The 16,963-nt window shown below is 62.8% G+C and carries 17 protein-coding genes; 14 read left to right on the forward strand and 3 right to left on the reverse strand.

Translation table 11 applies throughout. From position 1 onward, the window contains the following. The first annotated feature begins 5 nt into the window (after positions 1-5). Positions 6-1,061, forward strand: a complete 1,056-nt coding sequence (locus HU770_RS19720) for a DJ-1/PfpI family protein (RefSeq protein ID WP_186655783.1) — start codon at positions 6-8, stop codon at positions 1,059-1,061. 83 nt (positions 1,062-1,144) lie between these two features. Further along, positions 1,145-2,350 (forward strand): NAD(P)/FAD-dependent oxidoreductase, encoded by a 1,206-nt coding sequence (locus HU770_RS19725; protein ID WP_186665082.1) that lies wholly within the window; start codon positions 1,145-1,147, stop codon positions 2,348-2,350. Positions 2,351-2,395: 45 nt separating this feature from the next. On the opposite strand, the gene HU770_RS19730 is transcribed toward HU770_RS19725, so the two are convergent. Continuing rightward, on the reverse strand, positions 2,396-3,007 hold the full coding sequence (locus HU770_RS19730) for an FMN-dependent NADH-azoreductase (protein ID WP_033698333.1): 612 nt from the start codon (positions 3,005-3,007) through the stop codon (positions 2,396-2,398). A gap of 131 nt (positions 3,008-3,138) precedes the next feature. Between HU770_RS19730 and HU770_RS19735 the strand changes: the two genes are divergently transcribed. Beyond that, positions 3,139-4,041: a LysR substrate-binding domain-containing protein gene (locus HU770_RS19735; RefSeq protein ID WP_033698334.1), complete on the forward strand. Its 903-nt coding sequence runs from the start codon at positions 3,139-3,141 to the stop codon at positions 4,039-4,041. Next, positions 4,034-4,393 (forward strand): MmcQ/YjbR family DNA-binding protein, encoded by a 360-nt coding sequence (locus HU770_RS19740; protein WP_033698336.1) that lies wholly within the window; start codon positions 4,034-4,036, stop codon positions 4,391-4,393. Before HU770_RS19735 ends, HU770_RS19740 begins: the two co-directional genes overlap by 8 nt. 8 nt (positions 4,394-4,401) lie before the next feature. Here HU770_RS19740 and HU770_RS19745 read toward each other — a convergent pair whose 3' ends face one another. Beyond that, positions 4,402-4,806: a DUF1294 domain-containing protein gene (locus HU770_RS19745; protein WP_033698338.1), complete on the reverse strand. Its 405-nt coding sequence runs from the start codon at positions 4,804-4,806 to the stop codon at positions 4,402-4,404. A 1-nt stretch (position 4,807) separates the two neighbouring features. Beyond that, complete coding sequence (locus HU770_RS19750) at positions 4,808-5,638, reverse strand: undecaprenyl-diphosphate phosphatase (protein ID WP_186655793.1); 831 nt, start codon at positions 5,636-5,638, stop codon at positions 4,808-4,810. 298 nt (positions 5,639-5,936) lie between these two features. Here HU770_RS19750 and mcpP point away from each other — a divergent pair, with 298 nt between their 5' ends. The 10 genes from mcpP to HU770_RS19800 all read left to right on the forward strand — a co-directional run bounded on the left by mcpP (position 5,937) and on the right by HU770_RS19800 (position 16,871). Next, complete coding sequence (gene mcpP / locus HU770_RS19755; RefSeq protein ID WP_033698339.1) at positions 5,937-7,571, forward strand: methyl-accepting chemotaxis protein McpP; 1,635 nt, start codon at positions 5,937-5,939, stop codon at positions 7,569-7,571. A gap of 108 nt (positions 7,572-7,679) precedes the next feature. Further along, the gene (gene pnuC / locus HU770_RS19760; RefSeq protein ID WP_033698341.1) at positions 7,680-8,246 is read left to right on the forward strand and encodes a nicotinamide riboside transporter PnuC; all 567 of its coding nucleotides are present in this window, start codon (positions 7,680-7,682) and stop codon (positions 8,244-8,246) included. Further along, the gene (locus HU770_RS19765) at positions 8,243-8,794 is read left to right on the forward strand and encodes an AAA family ATPase (protein ID WP_186655796.1); all 552 of its coding nucleotides are present in this window, start codon (positions 8,243-8,245) and stop codon (positions 8,792-8,794) included. Before pnuC ends, HU770_RS19765 begins: the two co-directional genes overlap by 4 nt. A gap of 299 nt (positions 8,795-9,093) precedes the next feature. After that, complete coding sequence (locus HU770_RS19770; RefSeq protein WP_033698346.1) at positions 9,094-9,531, forward strand: hypothetical protein; 438 nt, start codon at positions 9,094-9,096, stop codon at positions 9,529-9,531. 1 nt (position 9,532) lies between these two features. Next, the gene (locus HU770_RS19775) at positions 9,533-10,105 is read left to right on the forward strand and encodes an adhesin (RefSeq protein WP_186655799.1); all 573 of its coding nucleotides are present in this window, start codon (positions 9,533-9,535) and stop codon (positions 10,103-10,105) included. Positions 10,106-10,156: 51 nt separating this feature from the next. Beyond that, positions 10,157-11,656 (forward strand): heme utilization protein, encoded by a 1,500-nt coding sequence (locus tag HU770_RS19780; protein WP_186665084.1) that lies wholly within the window; start codon positions 10,157-10,159, stop codon positions 11,654-11,656. A 64-nt stretch (positions 11,657-11,720) separates the two neighbouring features. Further along, entirely contained in the window at positions 11,721-12,401 is a 681-nt protein-coding gene (locus HU770_RS19785) for a C39 family peptidase (RefSeq protein WP_033698351.1), read from the forward strand. A gap of 45 nt (positions 12,402-12,446) precedes the next feature. Further along, a complete protein-coding gene (locus HU770_RS19790; RefSeq protein WP_186655803.1) occupies positions 12,447-13,205 on the forward strand; it encodes a hypothetical protein in 759 nt (252 codons plus the stop codon). Between the two features lie 46 nt (positions 13,206-13,251). Beyond that, positions 13,252-14,532, forward strand: coding sequence for a hypothetical protein (locus tag HU770_RS19795; protein WP_033698353.1), 1,281 nt, complete (start codon positions 13,252-13,254; stop codon positions 14,530-14,532). A 137-nt stretch (positions 14,533-14,669) separates the two neighbouring features. Then, the gene (locus HU770_RS19800; protein ID WP_186665085.1) at positions 14,670-16,871 is read left to right on the forward strand and encodes an LTA synthase family protein; all 2,202 of its coding nucleotides are present in this window, start codon (positions 14,670-14,672) and stop codon (positions 16,869-16,871) included. The last annotated feature ends 92 nt before the right edge of the window (positions 16,872-16,963 follow it).

The raw sequence follows: 16,963 nt of genomic DNA on the forward strand, positions 1-16,963 counted from the left end.
TGCCTATGACTGAACACGCCCAGCAGCTCGAGCCTGCGTTGCAACCGGTCGACCACCCGCGCGCCGTGGTCTTCGTCGCCTACCCGCAAATGGGGCTGCTCGACCTCACGGGTGCGCAGACGGTGTTCTGGGCTGCCACCAAAGCCATGGCTGCACAGGGCCGGCCGGGCTATCGACTGCACACCGCCAGCCTCGACGGCGGCCTGCAGCCAACCGCCGAAGGCCTGGTGGTGGCGACTGAAACACTGGACGACGTGATGGCGCAGGCCGTCGACACCCTGGTAGTACCGGGCGCACCGGATATCATCCGCACCCTCCCCGACCACGCCGCATTGGTCGCCTGGTTGCGCCGCGCCGCGGTAAAGGCCAGGCGCACGGCCTCGGTGTGCAGCGGTACCTTTCTGCTGGCCAGCGCAGGCTTGCTCGACGGGCGCCGCGCCGCCACCCACTGGGCGATGTGCGAGGTGCTGCGCCGCGATTTCCCTGCGGTGCAGGTGGACCATGAATCGATCTTCGTTCAGCAAGGCACGCTGTGGACATCTGCCGGCGTCAGCGCCGGCATCGACCTGGCCCTGGCTCTGGTCGAGCAGGACTGCGGCCGCGAAGTCGCGATGCAAGTGGCCCGCGAGCTGGTGGTATTTCTCAAGCGGCCCGGCGGCCAGGCGCAGTTCAGTGAACTGCTCAAGCTGCAGGGGCGCGATTGCAGCGAATTCGAAGCACTGCACCTGTGGCTGAACGCGCACCTCGGCGACCCACGCCTGACCGTCGAGCACCTGGCCGAGCAGGCGCACATGAGCGTGCGCAACTTCACCCGGGTGTACAAGCTCAAGACCGGCCGCACCCCGGCCAAGGCCATTGAAGTGTTCCGCCTGGAAGCCGCCCGCCGCCTGCTGGAAAGCGCCGACAGCCACATCGAGCAGATTGCCCGGCAATGCGGCTTTGGCAGCGAAGAGCGCATGCGCCTGGCGTTCCAGCGCCACCTTGCGGTCACCCCGCGCGACTACCGCGCGCGCTTTGCGCGCAATCTATCGTTGGCCGAAATTCAGGGTTCTTTGGCCTAGGGTGTAGCGCTTCGTCACTCGTAACATCGTTGTCCACAAAGACGGGCTACTTTTGTTTACCCGGACATTCCAGGAGCACAACGATGAAAAATATCCTGATCATTGGCGCGGGCTTCGCTGGCCTGTGGAGCGCCCTCAGCGCCGTACGCCAGCTGGACCTTAACGCGCGCAAGGATGTCGAGGTAACGCTGCTGGCGCCGCAGGCCGAACTGCATGTGCGCCCGCGCTTCTACGAACCTGACGTGCACACCATGGCCGCTCCACTGCAGGCGCTGTTCGAAGCGGTCAACGTGCGTTTCGTGCAAGGCACCGCCTTTCACATCGACGAAGCAGCCCGGCGCGTGCGCTATCGCACGCAAAGCGGTACCGAGTGCGAACTGGGCTATGACCGCCTGATCATGGCCTGCGGCAGTGTGCTCAACCGGCCAGACATGGTCGGCATCGAGCATGTTTTCGATGTCGACAAGATTGACAGCGCCGCACGGCTGGAGACGCACCTCAAGTCCCTGGCCAACCTGCCAGACACGCCTGCCCGCAACACCGTGGTGGTCGCCGGTGGTGGCTTCACCGGTATCGAGACTGCCACCGAGCTGCCGGCGCGCTTGCGCAGCATTCTCGGTGAACAGGCAACACTGCGGGTGGTGGTGATCGACCGTGGCGCCAGGGTCGGCGCAGCCCTGGGTGACGGCATCCGCCCTGCGATCGAGCAGGCCTGCGAGGCATTGGGGGTGGAATGGATCTGTGGCGCCACGGTGGCCTCGGTGGACCCCGACGGCGTTCTGCTGGACAACGGGCAACGCATCGATGCCAGCACAGTGATCTGGACCGTGGGCTTCAAGGCCAACCCGTTGACCGAGCAGATCAGCGGCGAACGAGACCGCCAAGGCCGGTTGCACGTGGACGGTAACCTCAAGGTCAAGGGCAACGACGCGGTCTATGCGGCGGGCGACGTGGCCTACGCAGCGTGCGACGAGGTGGGCAACCATGCGGTGATGTCGTGCCAGCATGCCATCCCACTGGGCCGCTACGCCGGCAACAATGCGGTTGCCGAGTTGATTGGCGTGGCACCGATGACCTACAGCCAACCCAAGTACGTCACCTGCCTCGACCTGGGCGCCTGGGGCGCGGTGTACACCGAAGGGTGGGAGCGCCAGGTATCGCCCCCGGAAGACAAGGCCGAGGCCAAGCTGCTGAAGTCGCAGATCAACACGGTCTGGATCTACCCGCCCGCTGCCAATGATCGTGCGGCAGCCTTGGCGGCGGCTGACCCGACGATACCGGTAGCCTGATACGCCTCAAATCGCCGGCAAGCCGGCGATTTGAGGCTGGTGCAATCAAGCGGCGGCGAACAGCTCGTTGGCAATCTGCGCCTGTGCAGCGTCGATGGCCTGGCTGCGGTGCTCTGGGCCGTAGGCCAGGCCGTGGGCGCGAACGATCTCCAGGTCGGTGACGCCGATGAAGCCCAGGAACACTTTGAGGAAGTCCTCGTGGCCGGCACCGGTCGGCTGGCCAGCGTGCAGGCCACCGGCGGTGGACACCAGCACCACCTTCTTGTCACCGCACAGGCCTTCAGGCCCAGCTTCGGTGTAACGGAAGGTCTTGCCGGCGACGGCAACCCGGTCAATCCAGGCCTTGAGCTGGGTCGGCACGGTGAAGTTGTACATCGGCGCACCGATCACCACGGCATCGGCGGCGAGGAATTCTTCCAGGGTTTCGGCGCTCAGCTTGGCTTCGAAGGCCTGAGCCGCATCGCGCATATCTTCAGGCGTGCCGGCGGCCACCAGGGTCGCGGCCGAGAAGTGGGCGATGGCATCGGCAGCCAGGTCACGGTAAACCACTTCCAGGCTCGGGTTGCTGGCCTTCCAGGCTTCGACCACTTCGCGGCTCAGCTGGCGGGAGGCGGAATTGTCGCCCAGGATGCTCGAATCGATGTGCAACAGTTTCATGGGACTCTCCTGTAATGACGACCGCGGCGTGGGCGATCATGATGGGGAGAATCCTACCGGGATGACTAATAGCTGATAAGCAGGCAAAAATGCGTTAGTTTGTCCCACTGATGGAACAGTGAGAAACTCCCATGCAAGACCTCAATGACCTCTTCTATTTCGCCCGCGTCGTCGAGGCCGGTGGCTTTGCTGCGGCCGGGCGCCAGCTAGGCATCCCCAAGTCGCGCCTGTCGCGGCGTATCGCCGAACTTGAAGAACGCCTGGGCACACGCCTGCTGCAGCGCACCACGCGGCAACTGAAACTGACCGCCGTCGGCGAGCGCTACCTGCACCATTGCCAGGCCATGCTGTTGGAAGCCGAAGCTGCCGACGAGGCCGTGGCCAGCATGAGCAGCGAGCCGCGCGGGCGCTTGCGAGTCTCCTGCCCGGTGGCACTGGCCCACGCCTTTTTGCCAGACGTGATCAGCCGCTTTCTCGAACAGTACCCGCTGGTGCAGTTGGACATGGTGCTGCTCAACCGCCGAGTCGATCTGATTTCCGAGGGTATCGACGTTGCCCTGCGTGTGCGCGACCTGGGCGATGAGGACCCGGCCCTGGTCACGCGCCGGCTACGCCAGGCCCAGATGCAACTGGTCGCCGCGCCGGGCTTTGCCGATCACATTCGCGAGCCTGGCGAGCTGGCCTCGTTGCCAGTGCTGGGTGCTGCCGAGGCCGACCGGCTGGTGCACTTCCGCCTGTTCGGGCCCAATGGCCGCCAACAGGAAATCGCCCTGGAACCGCGCCTGGCCATCGACGATTTCGTGGTGCGCAACGCCGCGGTACGCGCCGGGCTGGGCTTCACTGCGCTGCCCAGCATGTTCTGCGAAGAGGAACTGGAACGTGGCGAGTTGGTGCGCTTGCTGCCGGACTGGCAACTGCCGGGTGGCTATCTGCAGGCGGTGTACCCACACCGGCGCGGTGTATTGCCCGCAGTGCGCGTGTGGATCGATCATCTGGCGGCGTCGTTCGAGGCCTGTGGAGAGCGTTATGTCTGAGCGAAAAATGACTGAAGCGCAGGTGGCAGCCTTCTGCCTGAGCCTGCCGGGTGCTCGAGAAGACTATAAATGGGGCGGTATCCGGGTGTTTTCGGTGGCAGGCAACAAGATGTTCGCCGTGCTCGACCTGGCGGGTGCAGGGTTGTCGTTCAAGGTCGCCGATGAGCTGTTTCTAGGCTATTGCGACCGCCCTGGCGTGCGACCCGCGCCGTATCTGGCGCGGGCGCGATGGATCAGCATGGCGCCCCCTTACCCCATGGGGCGCGACGAACTGTGCGACCTGCTGCAGCGCTCGCACCAGTTGGTGGTGCGGCGGCTGGCGAAGCGCCTGCAGGTGGGGCTGCTGCTCTGATCGAGGCGTCAGAGCCAAGATGACAGGTGGCGCCCGAGGAACAGGTAATCGAGCCAGAACACCTGATGCAGCAGCACAATCCCCCAGAACATCAGCTGATACGACACTTTGCGCGTCTTGTGCCGAAACAGCTGCTGGGCAACCAGTGCGCCGGGCCAGCCGCCGCACAGTTCGCTGGCATGCAGCACATTCTCTGGCGTGCGCCACGTTTGGGTGCGGGCCTGCTGCTTGTCCTGCCAGTACAGCAGCAGGCTGATCAGGCTCACCGCCGGGTACAGCGCCAAGGGCAGCCAGGACTGATCGTTCCAGGCCATCTGCGCCGCACCCAGGCCCGGTAGCAGGCACAGCACGCCCAACACCAGCAACTTCAGGCGCACGTTGCGTACGCCCTCCTCGTTTTGCGCCCTGGCCATGTCAGCTGTGCGCCGTCGACCAGTCGACCCAGCCAAACTGCCAGGTCGCCAGAATCAGCAGGCCAAAGGCAATGCGGTACCAGGCGAACGCCGCATAGCTGTGGTTGGCGATGAACTTGAGCAGCGCACGCACGGCGATCATGGCGAAGATGAACGAGGTCACGAAACCGATGGCGAACACCGGCAAATCACTTGGCTGGAACAGGTCGCGGTACTTGTAGCCCGAATACACCGCCGCGCCGACCATGGTCGGCATCGCCAGAAAGAATGAGAACTCGGTAGCCGCCTTGCGCGACAGCCCGAACAGCAAACCACCGATGATGGTCGAACCGGAGCGCGAGGTGCCAGGGATCATGGCCAGGCATTGGACAAAGCCAATCTTCAAGGCATGGCTCCAGCGCATCTCGTCAACGTGGTCAACCTCCACGCGGTGGGCGCGGCGCTCGGCCCAGAGCATGATCACACCGCCCACTACCAAGGCCGCTGCCACCGTGATCGGGTTGAACAGGTATTCGTGGATCAGGTCGGCGAACAGCACGCCCAATACCACCGCCGGCATGAACGCCAGCAGCAGGTTGCCGGTGAAGCGCCGGGCCGTGGGCTGGCTGGTGAGGCCGAACACCACGTCCAGAATCTTGCGGCGAAACTCCCACACCACGGCCAGGATCGCGGCAAGCTGGATGATGATGTTGAAGGCGATGGCCCGTTCGCCATCAAAGCCGATCAGGTCGGCGACAATGATCTGGTGCCCGGTACTGGAGATCGGCAAGAACTCCGTCAACCCTTCGACCACGCCTAAGATGATTGCCTGTATGGCAGTCCAAAAATCCATCATTCCCCCGATGGAGCGCTGCTGCTTGCAGGCCCCTTGTTCTTGATTTGCTTGAAGTTGCCGCACGCGGCCCGGCTGTTTTACAGCGACAGTTGGGCGCAATGCCAGTGGAAAAGTTCACGCTGCCTAAAGGTTTCATCTTGCGCGGCCGAAATCCTATCAGAGCGGCTTTGCAATGGCTTGCGCCGCCTGCTGCAGAGAACGCCTAGACTAGCACTTAGCCATTAGTCGGGTGGGGGCCTGCCGCAAAGCATGCTTGGATGCACCTGAAGAACAAGAACAAGGCGGGAGTGCCTGGATGAAAACCCTGAGATCGATGTCGATCAGCCGTCGTCTATGGCTGATCCTGCTGGTGGCGGTTGCCATGCTGGTGGTACTGGGCCTGCTGATGCTGCGCCAGATCCACGGCGACCTGTACCAGGCCAAGGCGGAAAAGACCCGCCATGTGGTGCAGACTGCAGCCGGTGTACTGGCCTACTACCAGGGCCTGGAAGCGGCCGGCAGCTTGAGCCGCGATGCTGCCCAGCAACAGGCGTTGCAGGTGGTGCGCGCGCTGCGTTACGACCACGACGACTATTTCTGGATCAACGACCTGGGGCCGAAGATGATCATGCATCCGGCCAACCCCAAGCTCGACGGCCAGGACCTGTCTGCCATTCGCGACCCCGACGGCTTTGCCGTGTTCAACGAAATGGTCAGCCTGGCCCGCAGCCAGGGCGCCGGCCCGGTCAATTATCGCTGGCCCAAACCCGGCGCCAGCGAGCCGGTAGCGAAAACCTCTTATATCCAGTTGTTCAAGCCGTGGGGCTGGGTCATCGGCTCGGGCGTGTACATCGATGACGTGCAGGCCGAATTTGCCCGGCAATTGCGCGATGCCTCACTGGCGGGCCTGGGCATCGCCCTGCTGATGGCACTGCTGGTCATGCTGATTGCCCGCAGTATCGCCCGCCCCTTGCAAGAGGCCGTGCAGGCCATGGGCAACATCGCCAGCGGCGAAAGCGACCTGACCCGGCGCCTGGACACCCACGGTCGCGATGAAATCACCCACCTGGGCGAGCACTTCAACCGCTTCAACGGCAAGCTGCAGGGCGTGGTCGGTCAATTGCAGGGCGCCGCCCACGACCTGGCCCGGTCCGCCGGCCACGTCGGTGACAACGCCGGTGCCGCGCAGCAGCACAGTGCCCAGCAGTCACAACAGATGGACCAGGTTGCCACGGCCGTCAACGAAGTGACCTATGCCGTGCAAGACGTGGCCAAGACCGCCGAGCAGGCTGCGGGCGAAATGCGCGCGGCGCAGCAACAGGTGGAGCATGGCCAGCAGGCCATTCACGGCAGCCTCGAACAGATCGATCGCCTGTCGCTGACCATCGATCAGGCAGTCCAGGTGATTCGTGACCTGGCCGGGCACAGCACGCGCATTGGTGGCGTGCTCGACGTGATCCGCTCGATTGCCGAACAGACCAATCTGCTGGCCCTGAACGCGGCCATCGAAGCAGCCCGCGCCGGCGAGCAAGGCCGAGGTTTTGCCGTGGTCGCCGACGAGGTGCGCCTGCTGGCCCAGCGCACGGCCCAGTCCACGGCTGAAATCCACACCATGATCGAGCACCTGCAAGGCCAGTCGGACGCTGCGGTCAGGGCGATCGACACCAGCAGCGAGGCCTCGCGCCAGACTGTCGAGCAGGCCCGTGAGGCCGGTGCCAGCCTGGATGCCATCAGCCAGGCGCTGCATAACCTGACTGCGCTCAATGCGTCCATTGCCAGTGCAACCTTGCAACAGTCGCATGTGGTCGAAGAGATCAACCGCAATGTGCTGGACACTGCGGGCTTGTCCCAGCAGACCGCCGAAGCGGCGCGCCAGTCGAGTGATGCCGGGGCGGCGCTGGGGCGGTTGAGCGAGGAGTTGGAGCAACTGTTGCGGCAGTTCCGCGTATAGAGAGGCCTTGCCCTTGAGGGTGCCGCGTTGTAAGTGCGCTGCACCTACTCCTGGGACAATCGACAAGCTACAATCGCGCCCCTCTTCTCGCCTCGCCAAGGATCGCCGATGTCCGGCCTTGAACTCATCGCCGCCGTACTCGGCGTTACCGCCGTCTGGCTCACCGTCAAGCAGAACGCCTGGTGCTGGCCAATCGGCCTGGTCATGGTACTGATCTATGGCTGGCTGTTCTTCGAGGTAAAACTGTATTCGGGGATGTTGCTGCAGGTGGCCTACGCCATATTGCAGCTGTACGGCTGGTGGCAGTGGAAGCGCCCGGGCCGCTCGCAGGACGCCCGCCAGGTCTCGCGCCTGCAAACCCAGGCGCTCTTCACGGGCCTGGCGGTCGGCGCGCTGCTCAGCGCCGCCCTGGGTGCTGCCATGGCCAACTGGACCGACGCCGCCCTGCCCTGGCTGGACGCCACGCTGACCGGTTTCAGCCTGGTCGCGCAGCTATGGATGGCCCAGAAGCGCCTGCAGTGCTGGGCTTTGTGGGTAGTGGTGGACATCGTCTATGTCGGCCAGTACCTGCATCAGCAGCTGTACTTCACCGCTGGCTTCTTCGCGGTGCTTACCCTGATCGCCGTGCGAGGCTGGCTGGAATGGCGGCGTGACCCGGCACTGGTGCAAGCATGAAGGTGCTGGTGCTGTGCGGGCCGGAATCCAGTGGCAAGAGCTGGCTCAGTGGTGTGCTCCAGGCGCATTTCGGTGGGCGGGTGGTGGCCGAATACGTACGCCATTTCATCGATCAGGAAGGCCGTGATACCTGTTACGCCGACATCCCCGCTATCGCCCGCGGCCAGCTTGAATGGGAAGACCGCGCCCGCGCGCAAGCTCCAGAGCTGTTGATACTCGACACCCACCTGCTCAGCAACATGCTCTGGAGCCGCGCCCTGTTCGACGACTGCCCGGCCTGGCTGGAACAGGCCTTGCTTGCCCGGCACTACGATCTGCACCTGTTACTGAGCCCGCAAGGGGTGGACTGGGTTGCCGATGGCCAGCGCTGTCACCCGGACCTGGCCGATCGCCAGCGCTTTTTCGACGACAGCCTGCACTGGCTGCAGCACCACCGGCACACTTTTCAGGTGATTGATGGCAATTGGCCGCAACGCCAGTTGCAGGCGCTGCAAACGGTGGCTACGCTGCTTGATAGCGATACGCCAGCCTGCCCGACCGAGTGTTAAGCCCCTGACACACCCAGGTGGGTGATAGTCCCCGCAAATGCGGGGGTTTCCCCCGTTTCGGGGGCAGTGTCAAGTCCGTGAAACACCCTTGCAAAAATCCCTCCAAGCCATACCCATGCTGGCTCCAGCCCCTTCCGGCCTGAATAATCTGTATCAGCCCTGATACAGAAAATGCGAAACACTCCCAGCGTGTTGAGCTAACTCATTGATTCAAAATCAAATTCAAAACACGGCACAGCTTCTGCTCTCTTCTTCGCATCGCTGAATCGGACCAGCACGCCAAAGAAGGAATTGCCGTCGTGGGGATACTTGATAAAGGCGTCCATCGCCTCCTGCTAATCGCATGCGTTGTGGGGTCAGGGTTGACCCAGCCTGCCCAGGCTGAAAACGGGATCATCATCATTACCCGCGATGTGCAGACGCGCAACGCAGTCATCCCGCCGATGATTCCCGACCCCACCCCGACCACCGTCAATGCCAACCCCTCCGCGCAGATCCTCAGACAGACCCACGAACTGAGCGACGGTGACTTCGCCAGCATCAGCAGCGGTGCTGGCATCAGTGCCCTGGTCAATCAACAGACCAACAACCTGGGCGGCAATCTTACCAACCAGACTCAACTGCCCAACCTCGCTGGGGGGCGTGGCTCAGGTTCCGGCAACGGCATCTCGAACATGGTCAATTCAAGCGTCCAGCGCGGCCTGGCCCCGCTGCAAATCTTGACCGGAGGTAAATGAGATGAGGCCTACGCTGCTGCTTCTGGCCACGCTCTGCAGTGCGCCAGCCTTCGCTCAGTCCCCCGTGATCAACAACGCCAGCATCGACAGCTCGGGCAGCCAATACCAGGGCAACCTCACGGTCAATCAAGCTGCCGGCGACCTGCAGCAGCAGGCCAACGCCCGCGCCATCGCCGTGGGGCACGAGGCCAGCGCCACCACCCAGATAAGGCAACGGCTCGGCACCCCTGTCGACCGCGCCATGGATGCCAGCTCAAGCATCCAGGGCGATGCTTTCAGCCAAGGCAGTGGCGCGCTGGGGGTCAACCAGAGCGCCGGGGCCGGCACCCAGCAAGCCAACGCACTGCGCATCAGCCTCAGTACTCAACCGCAAAGCATCGACGACAGCGTCCTCATGCAACAGAACGTGGCGCTGCTCAACAACTCCGATCCAACTGACGCCGCATCCGGCCATCGCCAGGTCACCACCAGTGACCAGGCATTCACCGGTAGCCGTGGGGTGATTCAGGTGAATCAGAGTGCCGGGGTGGGAAACCGAATGGCCAACACCCTGAGCATACGGGTCGCGGACTGACCCAATCAGTTAAGAACAACACTTAACCTAAATAAAGTACGGAGAATCACCATGAAACCCTCGATGGCAATCAAGCCTCTGGTTTTCGCAATTGCTGCGGTCATGGCTGTTGCTGTACAAGCTGATCAGAACGACCGGCGTGGCGGGCACCACAATGGTCACCATAACAACGGGCAACACACTCCCCCTCCTACGAGGATCCCTGTGTACGCCACCGCCAATGCCTTCGACAGCCAAAGCAGCACCGACAACAGGATCACCAACCAAGGTACCGTCAACGAAGCTGAAATGAGCAGCTCGGCCACCGGCGCCAGTGGCAACGTCGGGGTCAACGTGGCAGCCGGTAACGGCAACCAGCAAGACAACGCCGCCGCCATCGCCAACGCAGCGTCCGACTCGAGCCTGGATAACAGCTTCGTGTTCGGCACCGCCGAAGCCACTGCCGACGTCCGTCAGCACAGCGACAACAACCGGGTCGACAACTGGTCTACCCAATCCTCCGCAGTGATGAGCGGATCGGGTGATGGCGCTTCCGGCAACGTCGGCGTCAACATTGCGGGCGGCGACCTCAACCAACAGAAAAACACCATGGCGATCGCCAACACCAATGCGCCATTGGGTAATGCCACCGCCACCGCTTCTGCCGACCAGAACGGCCCAGGCCTGATCGTGAACAACAGCGCCGACCGCACCTACCGTGTCGATACGCTGACCTTCACCACATCAGCCAGCGGTTCGAGCTCACGCGATGGCACGTTCACTTCGAGCGATGACCGAAGCTCGTCCTCAAGCTTCAGTGTGGCAGGTTCGCAAAGCGCAAGCTCCAGCGGCTCCAGTGGCTGGAACTCCAGTGGCTCGAGCAGCTCGAACGCCAGCGGCTCCAATAGCTCCAGTGCAAGCGGGTCCCACAACTCGAGTGCCAGCGGCTCCAATGGCTGGAATGCGAGCGGGTCCAACAGCGGCAGTGCTAGCTCGTCCAGCAGTGCCAGCCTGAACGCTACGCTTGCTGCCGCCGCCGATGCCACTCGGACCGTGACCACCGACGATGGCCGTCGTGAACGTACGCGTACCGACAGCTTCGATGGTTCGCTCAATGCATCGCTCGATGCCTCGATCGACAAATCGCATGAAAGCGCCTACGACTCCTCGTTCGAGAAAGCGTTCGACTCTTCCTACGACAAAACCCGCAGCTCTTCGTACGACAAGTCTCGCGACTCTTCGTACGAGAAGTCGCGCGACCGTTCGTATGAGAAAGCCCACGATTCTTCCTACGCAAACGCTTCGGAGTCTGCGTACGAAAAATCCGGCGAAAAAGCCAAGCAATCCTCGAACGACATTGCCAAGGCCTACAGCGAAAGCAGCTCGTACGACCTGAGCAATACCGTCTCGTTCCAGGTGCTGACCCCAACTGGCTGGGCTAACCCTGTGACCAACACTGCAACCCTGAGCGGTTCGGTGAATGGTGGCAGCGGCAACCTCGGCGTCAACGTAGCCGCAGGTGTGGGCAACCAGCAAAGCAACTCGCTGGCCATCTCCAACACCTCGTTCTGACGGCTGTGCACGCAAGGCCCCCCTCGGGGGGCCTTTCTTCAACAGAACAAGAAGGCATCCGATCATGCGCATTATTGCCCTGGCGTTGCTGCTGTGCCTGGCCAGCGTGAGCGAAGCTGCACAAATGCCACTGTCCGTGCTGCCGGGCGGCGCGGTGGTGTTCAAGCCGATCCAGAGCATTCGCGAGCGCAAGTTCGCCGACCTGGTGCAACAGAAAACCGACTTCAGCTGTGGCGCCGCCGCGCTGGCGACCATCCTGCGCCAGGCCTACTGGCTGGACGTGGACGAACAACACATCATCGAAGGCATGCTGGCGCACGCGGACCAGGACCTGGTGCGTACCCAGGGCTTCTCGATGCTGGACATGAAACGCTACGTGGAAAGCCTGGGCATGCGCGCCCGCGGTTACCGGGTGGCCCCCGAAACCCTGACCAGCATACGTATCCCGGTCGTGGTCCTGATGGACATCCGCGGCTACAAGCACTTCGTGGTCATGCAAAAGGTCGACAAGGGCTGGGTGTACATCGGCGACCCGGTACTGGGCCACAAGCGCTTCAAGGTCGACGACTTCGTCAAAGGCTGGAACGGCATCATCTTCGCCGTGATCGGCCAGGGCTATGACAAGAACAATGTCTTGCTCGACCCGCCTCTGCCACTGACCGCCAAGGGCCGCGTCAACAATTTCGCCCCGGTGCAGGACGCAGAGCTGATGGACTTCGGCTTCATCAAAAGCGACTTCTTCTAACGACTCTTCTAACGATAAGGGAGCATGACGCTCCGGGAGCAATCAATGAAGACTCCACTCTGGCTAGTCGTGGCATGCCTGGCCGCCAGCCTGCCGACCCATGCCGAGACGTTCAAACCCATCGAGCTGAAGGACCATGAACTGGCCAACCTGCGCGGTCGTTATGTGATGCCGGGGCGGATCGTCAGCTTTGGCATTGTCATGACCAGCACTTGGCAAAATGCCAAGGGCGACGTGATCGGCGCATCGTCCACCCTGCAAGTGCAGCAAAACACCATCAAGCCGCAGTTCTACGTGTCGATGATTGACGAGAAAGGCACCGGCGCGGCGCACTCGCAAAGCGCCAGCAGCGCCGCTGGCACCGGCACGGTCACCGGCGGTGGCGGGCTCAACACTACCGAAGGCGTGACCCAGGTCGTGCGCGCAGCGGGCGACAACAACACCGCCTACAACAACGTCGACATCAACGTCACCAAGGCCAACCAGGCGCCCGTGTCGCAGCCACAGGGCCAGGCCCTGACCGCCGGCTCGACCTTGGTCGGCGAAAACGGCGCAGGGGCATTGAGCGTTTCCTCGACCGGCGTGGGTGTGCAACTCAACATCAATGCCGCCAACAACCAGGGCACTAGCGTGCAGCGCCTGGCCCAAGGTGGCCTGATGCAGAACTCGACGTTGCTCGGCAACGGCAACCAGGTCAGCAACCTCACGTCGCTCAATGTCGTCATGCGCGAGAACGTACCCACCGCCGCTTCACTGAACGGTAGCCTCGACCAGCTCAAAGGTCTTCGCACTCTCGGATACTGATCTACGCTCAGTCTCATCAAAAGTAGTCGGAAGGGACGGCAAACCCATGCACCGATCGTTAACGTTCAGAGCTTTTGTCTGTTTGGCTACCTTGGCCCCGGCCACCTCCCTTTACGCAGCAGCAGACCCACAGGTCGAAGCGCTGAAACAAGAACTGATGGCGTTGAAACAGCGCTACGAAGCACAGCAGCAAGCGTTGATGGTGCTTGAACAGCGTGTTCGTCAGGTCGAGGAAGCGCCTGCGGCGCCGCCCCCCAAACGCCTGACCCGCTCCCCGGCCGAAACGGTCAAAGGTGGCCAGACCGTCGCTGCAGGGGCGCCGGGCACCACCGGCAGCTCCTACGGCCAATCACTCAAGGAAGACGCCGAGCCCGCACAGAGTGTGTCCAACCTGTACGACGAGGCCAGCGGCTTCTTTGGTGGCGGCAAGTTCAGCTTCGAAACCGGCGTTACCTACACCCATTACGATACCCGCGCACTGGTGCTCAATGGCTTTCTGGCACTGGATTCGATTTTCCTCGGCAACATCAACCTCGACCGTATCAAGGCCGACAACTGGACCCTGGACATGACCGCCCGCTATAACCTGGCGCAGCGTTGGCAGTTCGACATCAACGTCCCGGTGGTCTACCGCGAATCGACCTACTCGTCAGGCGGTGCAGGCGGTGCGGCCCCGGTTACCAGCGACGAAACCGTCACCCGTGACCCGGAAATCGGCGATATCAACGTGGGCGTTGCCTACAAATTCATGGACGAATCAGAAAACTGGCCTGATGCGGTGGCGACACTGCGGATCAAGGCGCCAACCGGCAAGGACCCCTACGGCATCAAGCTGCGCGAGGTGCCAGGCAACGACAACTTGTCGGTACCGGAAAGCCTGCCCACAGGCAACGGCGTCTGGGCGATCACGCCGGGCATCTCGCTGGTCAAGACCTTCGACCCCGCCGTACTTTTCGGCAGCCTGTCCTACACCTACAACATGGAGGACTCGTTCAGCGACATCAGCCCCCAGGTCAACAGCAAGGTGCCGGGTGACGTGAAGCTCGGTGACTCCTGGCAGATCGGCGCCGGTATCGCCTTTGCCTTGAACGAGAAGATGAGCATGTCGTTCTCCTTCTCCGACCAGTTTGCCCGCAAGAGCAAGATCAAGCCAGATGGCGGCGACTGGCAGTCGATCAGCAACAGTGACTACAACGCGGCCAACTTCAACATCGGCATGACCTTTGCTGCCAGTGACAACCTGACCATCGTCCCCAACCTATCCATTGGCCTGACCGACGATGCCCCAGACTTCTCCTTCAGCCTCAAATTCCCCTACTACTTCTGACCTGAACCCACCAGCCGGGCCTGCGCAAGCGCGCCCGCTTTTGGTTACCAGCCTTGTAGTGGCCCGCCTTCCCTGGCCCAGCCTGTTATCATTCAGCACAGATGTATGACGATTTAATGGCTAAAGGGAAGTTTTCTGTGAAGAACCTGTTCGACCACCCACGCACCCGGCTTGTCGCTTTGACGGGCCTGGTGCTGGTGATCCCACTGGGTACGCGCGCCATGCTGGGTTGGTCCAACCCGCTCGGCTATCTGTCCGACCTCGCCCTCGGCAGCCTGCTGGTCTTGCTGCTGCACCGCCGGCCGTGGTGGCTGGCCTTACCGGTGTTGCTGGCCTGGGCCGCACTCTGGGTGGCTTCGGCCGAGCTGGTAAGCGCGGTGGGCAGGTTGCCCACCAGCGCCGACCTCGGTTACCTCGCCGACCCACAATTCATGGAGAATTCCACCGGCGGCGGCCTCGCCCACGGCTGGTTGCCGGGCGTGTTGGCGGTCGGCCTGCTGGCCTGGCTGCTCAGTGTCTGGGGCAGCCGCAGCCAACCTGCCCCTGCCCTGCCGCGCAAGGCCTGGTCAGTCCCGCTGCTGCTGTTTGGTGCGCACTGGGGCAGCCAACACCTGCTGCCCTCCGACGCCGACCAATGGCGGCAATACAACCTCTCCCATCAGTTGCTGTCTGCCGGCGTCGGTAACCTGCAGCGCCAGGTACAGGGCTGGATGGGCCACGAACAGGTGACCACGCCGTTGGCCAGCAGCGGCCTGACCCAGTCCGACCTGCATGGCCAGAAGCTGCTCAAGGCGCCGGGCAGCGCCCGCAACCTGCTGGTGATCACCGTCGAAGGCATCCCCGGGGCCTACATTCGCCCCAACCGCCAGGCCCTGCACAGCCGTTTCGACGAAGACCTGATGCCAAAGCTCAGCCGCTGGGCCGAGCGTGGCATGAACACCCCGGACTACGTGTTGCATACCCACCAGACCATCCGTGGCCTCTACGCGATGCTCTGCGGTGACTACGACAAACTGGCCAACGGTACGCCCAAGGGTGTCGAACTGCTGACCCAGAACGAACGTAACCAGGCCTGCCTGCCGGCGCAATTGCGCCAGGCCGGGTTCACCACCCACTACCTGCAAGGTGCCGGCCTGCGCTTCATGGCCAAGGACCGCATCATGCCGCACATCGGCTTTGACTCGGTGCATGGCCTGGAATGGTTCCGTAACAAGAACTACCTGGACTTCCCGTGGGGCAAAGACGACCGTGCCTTCTTCGAAGGCGCCCTGGACTACGTCGGCCAGCTTCGAAAACAGGACAAACCCTGGATGCTGACCTTGCTCACCGTCGGCACCCACCAGCCCTATTCGGCACCGGCCGACTACCTTGAGCGCTACGACACGCCCAAGCAGGCTGCGGTCGCCTACCTGGACGACGCGATCGGCGCGTTTCTCGACAACCTCGAACGCCAGGGTGTGCTCAAGGACACCTTGGTGGTGGTGACCTCCGACGAGTCCCACGGCATCGACGGTGTGCGCCTGGCGTCGTCCTGGGGCTTCAACCTCACCCTGGCACCGGAGCAGGCGCAACTGCCGCACATCAAGCGTGGCACCTATGGCCATATCGACCTGACCACCTCCCTGCTCGACTACTTCGCCTTGCCGATCCCGGCCGCGCTGGGCGGGCGCTCGCTGTACCGCGACTACGACTCGGGCCGCGAAATGATCTCCTACACCAACGGCATGCTGCGCTACCACAACGGCCAGGGGGTGTTCACCGAGTGCGACTTCCAGCAGCGTTGCCGGCGCTATGCCAGTGAAGGCTTCATCGCCGACCAGGCGCGCTACCTCGGCCCTGGCGACAACATGCTCGGCCAGCAAATCGTAAGCCTGGCCGGGGTACTCGACCAGTCGCTGCTGCAAACGCCGCTCAACCTGCGCTACCAGTTTGGCGGCCCTTCGCCGATCCAGCTGCGCAAGCGCATTCACGATGACTGGGCCGACAACCTGATCGGTGCCCAGTACCTGGAGATGCCCGAGGGCTCGCATACCCGTGTACGAGTCAAGGTACGTTCACTGGACCCGCGACGTGCGGCCTACATCAAGCTCAAGGCCAAGCAACTGGAACAGGACGTGCCATTGGGGCTGCCCGAAGAGATTCGGGTGACGGCGGACCAGCCGCTGGAAATGGAGTTCGGCTTCGACAATCCGATCGAGCGCAAGGCGTTTTCCTTCCATTTGCTGGGCTACGGCGGCGGTGCGGTCGAGGTCAGTGACTTCAGCGTGATTACCGCATTGCCCGGGGAAGACAACGTGCAGGACGAACTGGCCGAAGGGCATATCGCGCATTCGGGCTGACGGCAAGCCCACCGTTCATCGCTCGGCCATCGCTGCCTGTCGATCCGGCCGAGCGCTGCTCGACTAGTGCTGAAACCCTTTCGCGGAGTCAG

This window comes from Pseudomonas sp. SWRI68 (assembly GCF_014269165.1).
Taxonomy (GTDB): Bacteria; Pseudomonadota; Gammaproteobacteria; order Pseudomonadales; family Pseudomonadaceae; genus Aquipseudomonas; species Aquipseudomonas capeferrum.

Bases quoted from the DNA above. Each gene is read 5' to 3' on its own strand.
- HU770_RS19720 (WP_186655783.1), top strand. From the start codon at position 6: ATGACTGAACACGCCCAGCAGCTCGAGCCTGCGTTGCAACCGGTCGAC.
- HU770_RS19725 (WP_186665082.1), top strand. From the start codon at position 1,145: ATGAAAAATATCCTGATCATTGGCGCGGGCTTCGCTGGCCTGTGGAGC.
- HU770_RS19730 (WP_033698333.1), bottom strand. From the start codon at position 3,007: ATGAAACTGTTGCACATCGATTCGAGCATCCTGGGCGACAATTCCGCC.
- HU770_RS19735 (WP_033698334.1), top strand. From the start codon at position 3,139: ATGCAAGACCTCAATGACCTCTTCTATTTCGCCCGCGTCGTCGAGGCC.
- HU770_RS19740 (WP_033698336.1), top strand. From the start codon at position 4,034: ATGTCTGAGCGAAAAATGACTGAAGCGCAGGTGGCAGCCTTCTGCCTG.
- HU770_RS19745 (WP_033698338.1), bottom strand. From the start codon at position 4,806: ATGGCCAGGGCGCAAAACGAGGAGGGCGTACGCAACGTGCGCCTGAAG.
- HU770_RS19750 (WP_186655793.1), bottom strand. From the start codon at position 5,638: ATGGATTTTTGGACTGCCATACAGGCAATCATCTTAGGCGTGGTCGAA.
- mcpP (WP_033698339.1), top strand. From the start codon at position 5,937: ATGAAAACCCTGAGATCGATGTCGATCAGCCGTCGTCTATGGCTGATC.
- pnuC (WP_033698341.1), top strand. From the start codon at position 7,680: ATGTCCGGCCTTGAACTCATCGCCGCCGTACTCGGCGTTACCGCCGTC.
- HU770_RS19765 (WP_186655796.1), top strand. From the start codon at position 8,243: ATGAAGGTGCTGGTGCTGTGCGGGCCGGAATCCAGTGGCAAGAGCTGG.
- HU770_RS19775 (WP_186655799.1), top strand. From the start codon at position 9,533: ATGAGGCCTACGCTGCTGCTTCTGGCCACGCTCTGCAGTGCGCCAGCC.
- HU770_RS19780 (WP_186665084.1), top strand. From the start codon at position 10,157: ATGAAACCCTCGATGGCAATCAAGCCTCTGGTTTTCGCAATTGCTGCG.
- HU770_RS19785 (WP_033698351.1), top strand. From the start codon at position 11,721: ATGCGCATTATTGCCCTGGCGTTGCTGCTGTGCCTGGCCAGCGTGAGC.
- HU770_RS19790 (WP_186655803.1), top strand. From the start codon at position 12,447: ATGAAGACTCCACTCTGGCTAGTCGTGGCATGCCTGGCCGCCAGCCTG.
- HU770_RS19795 (WP_033698353.1), top strand. From the start codon at position 13,252: ATGCACCGATCGTTAACGTTCAGAGCTTTTGTCTGTTTGGCTACCTTG.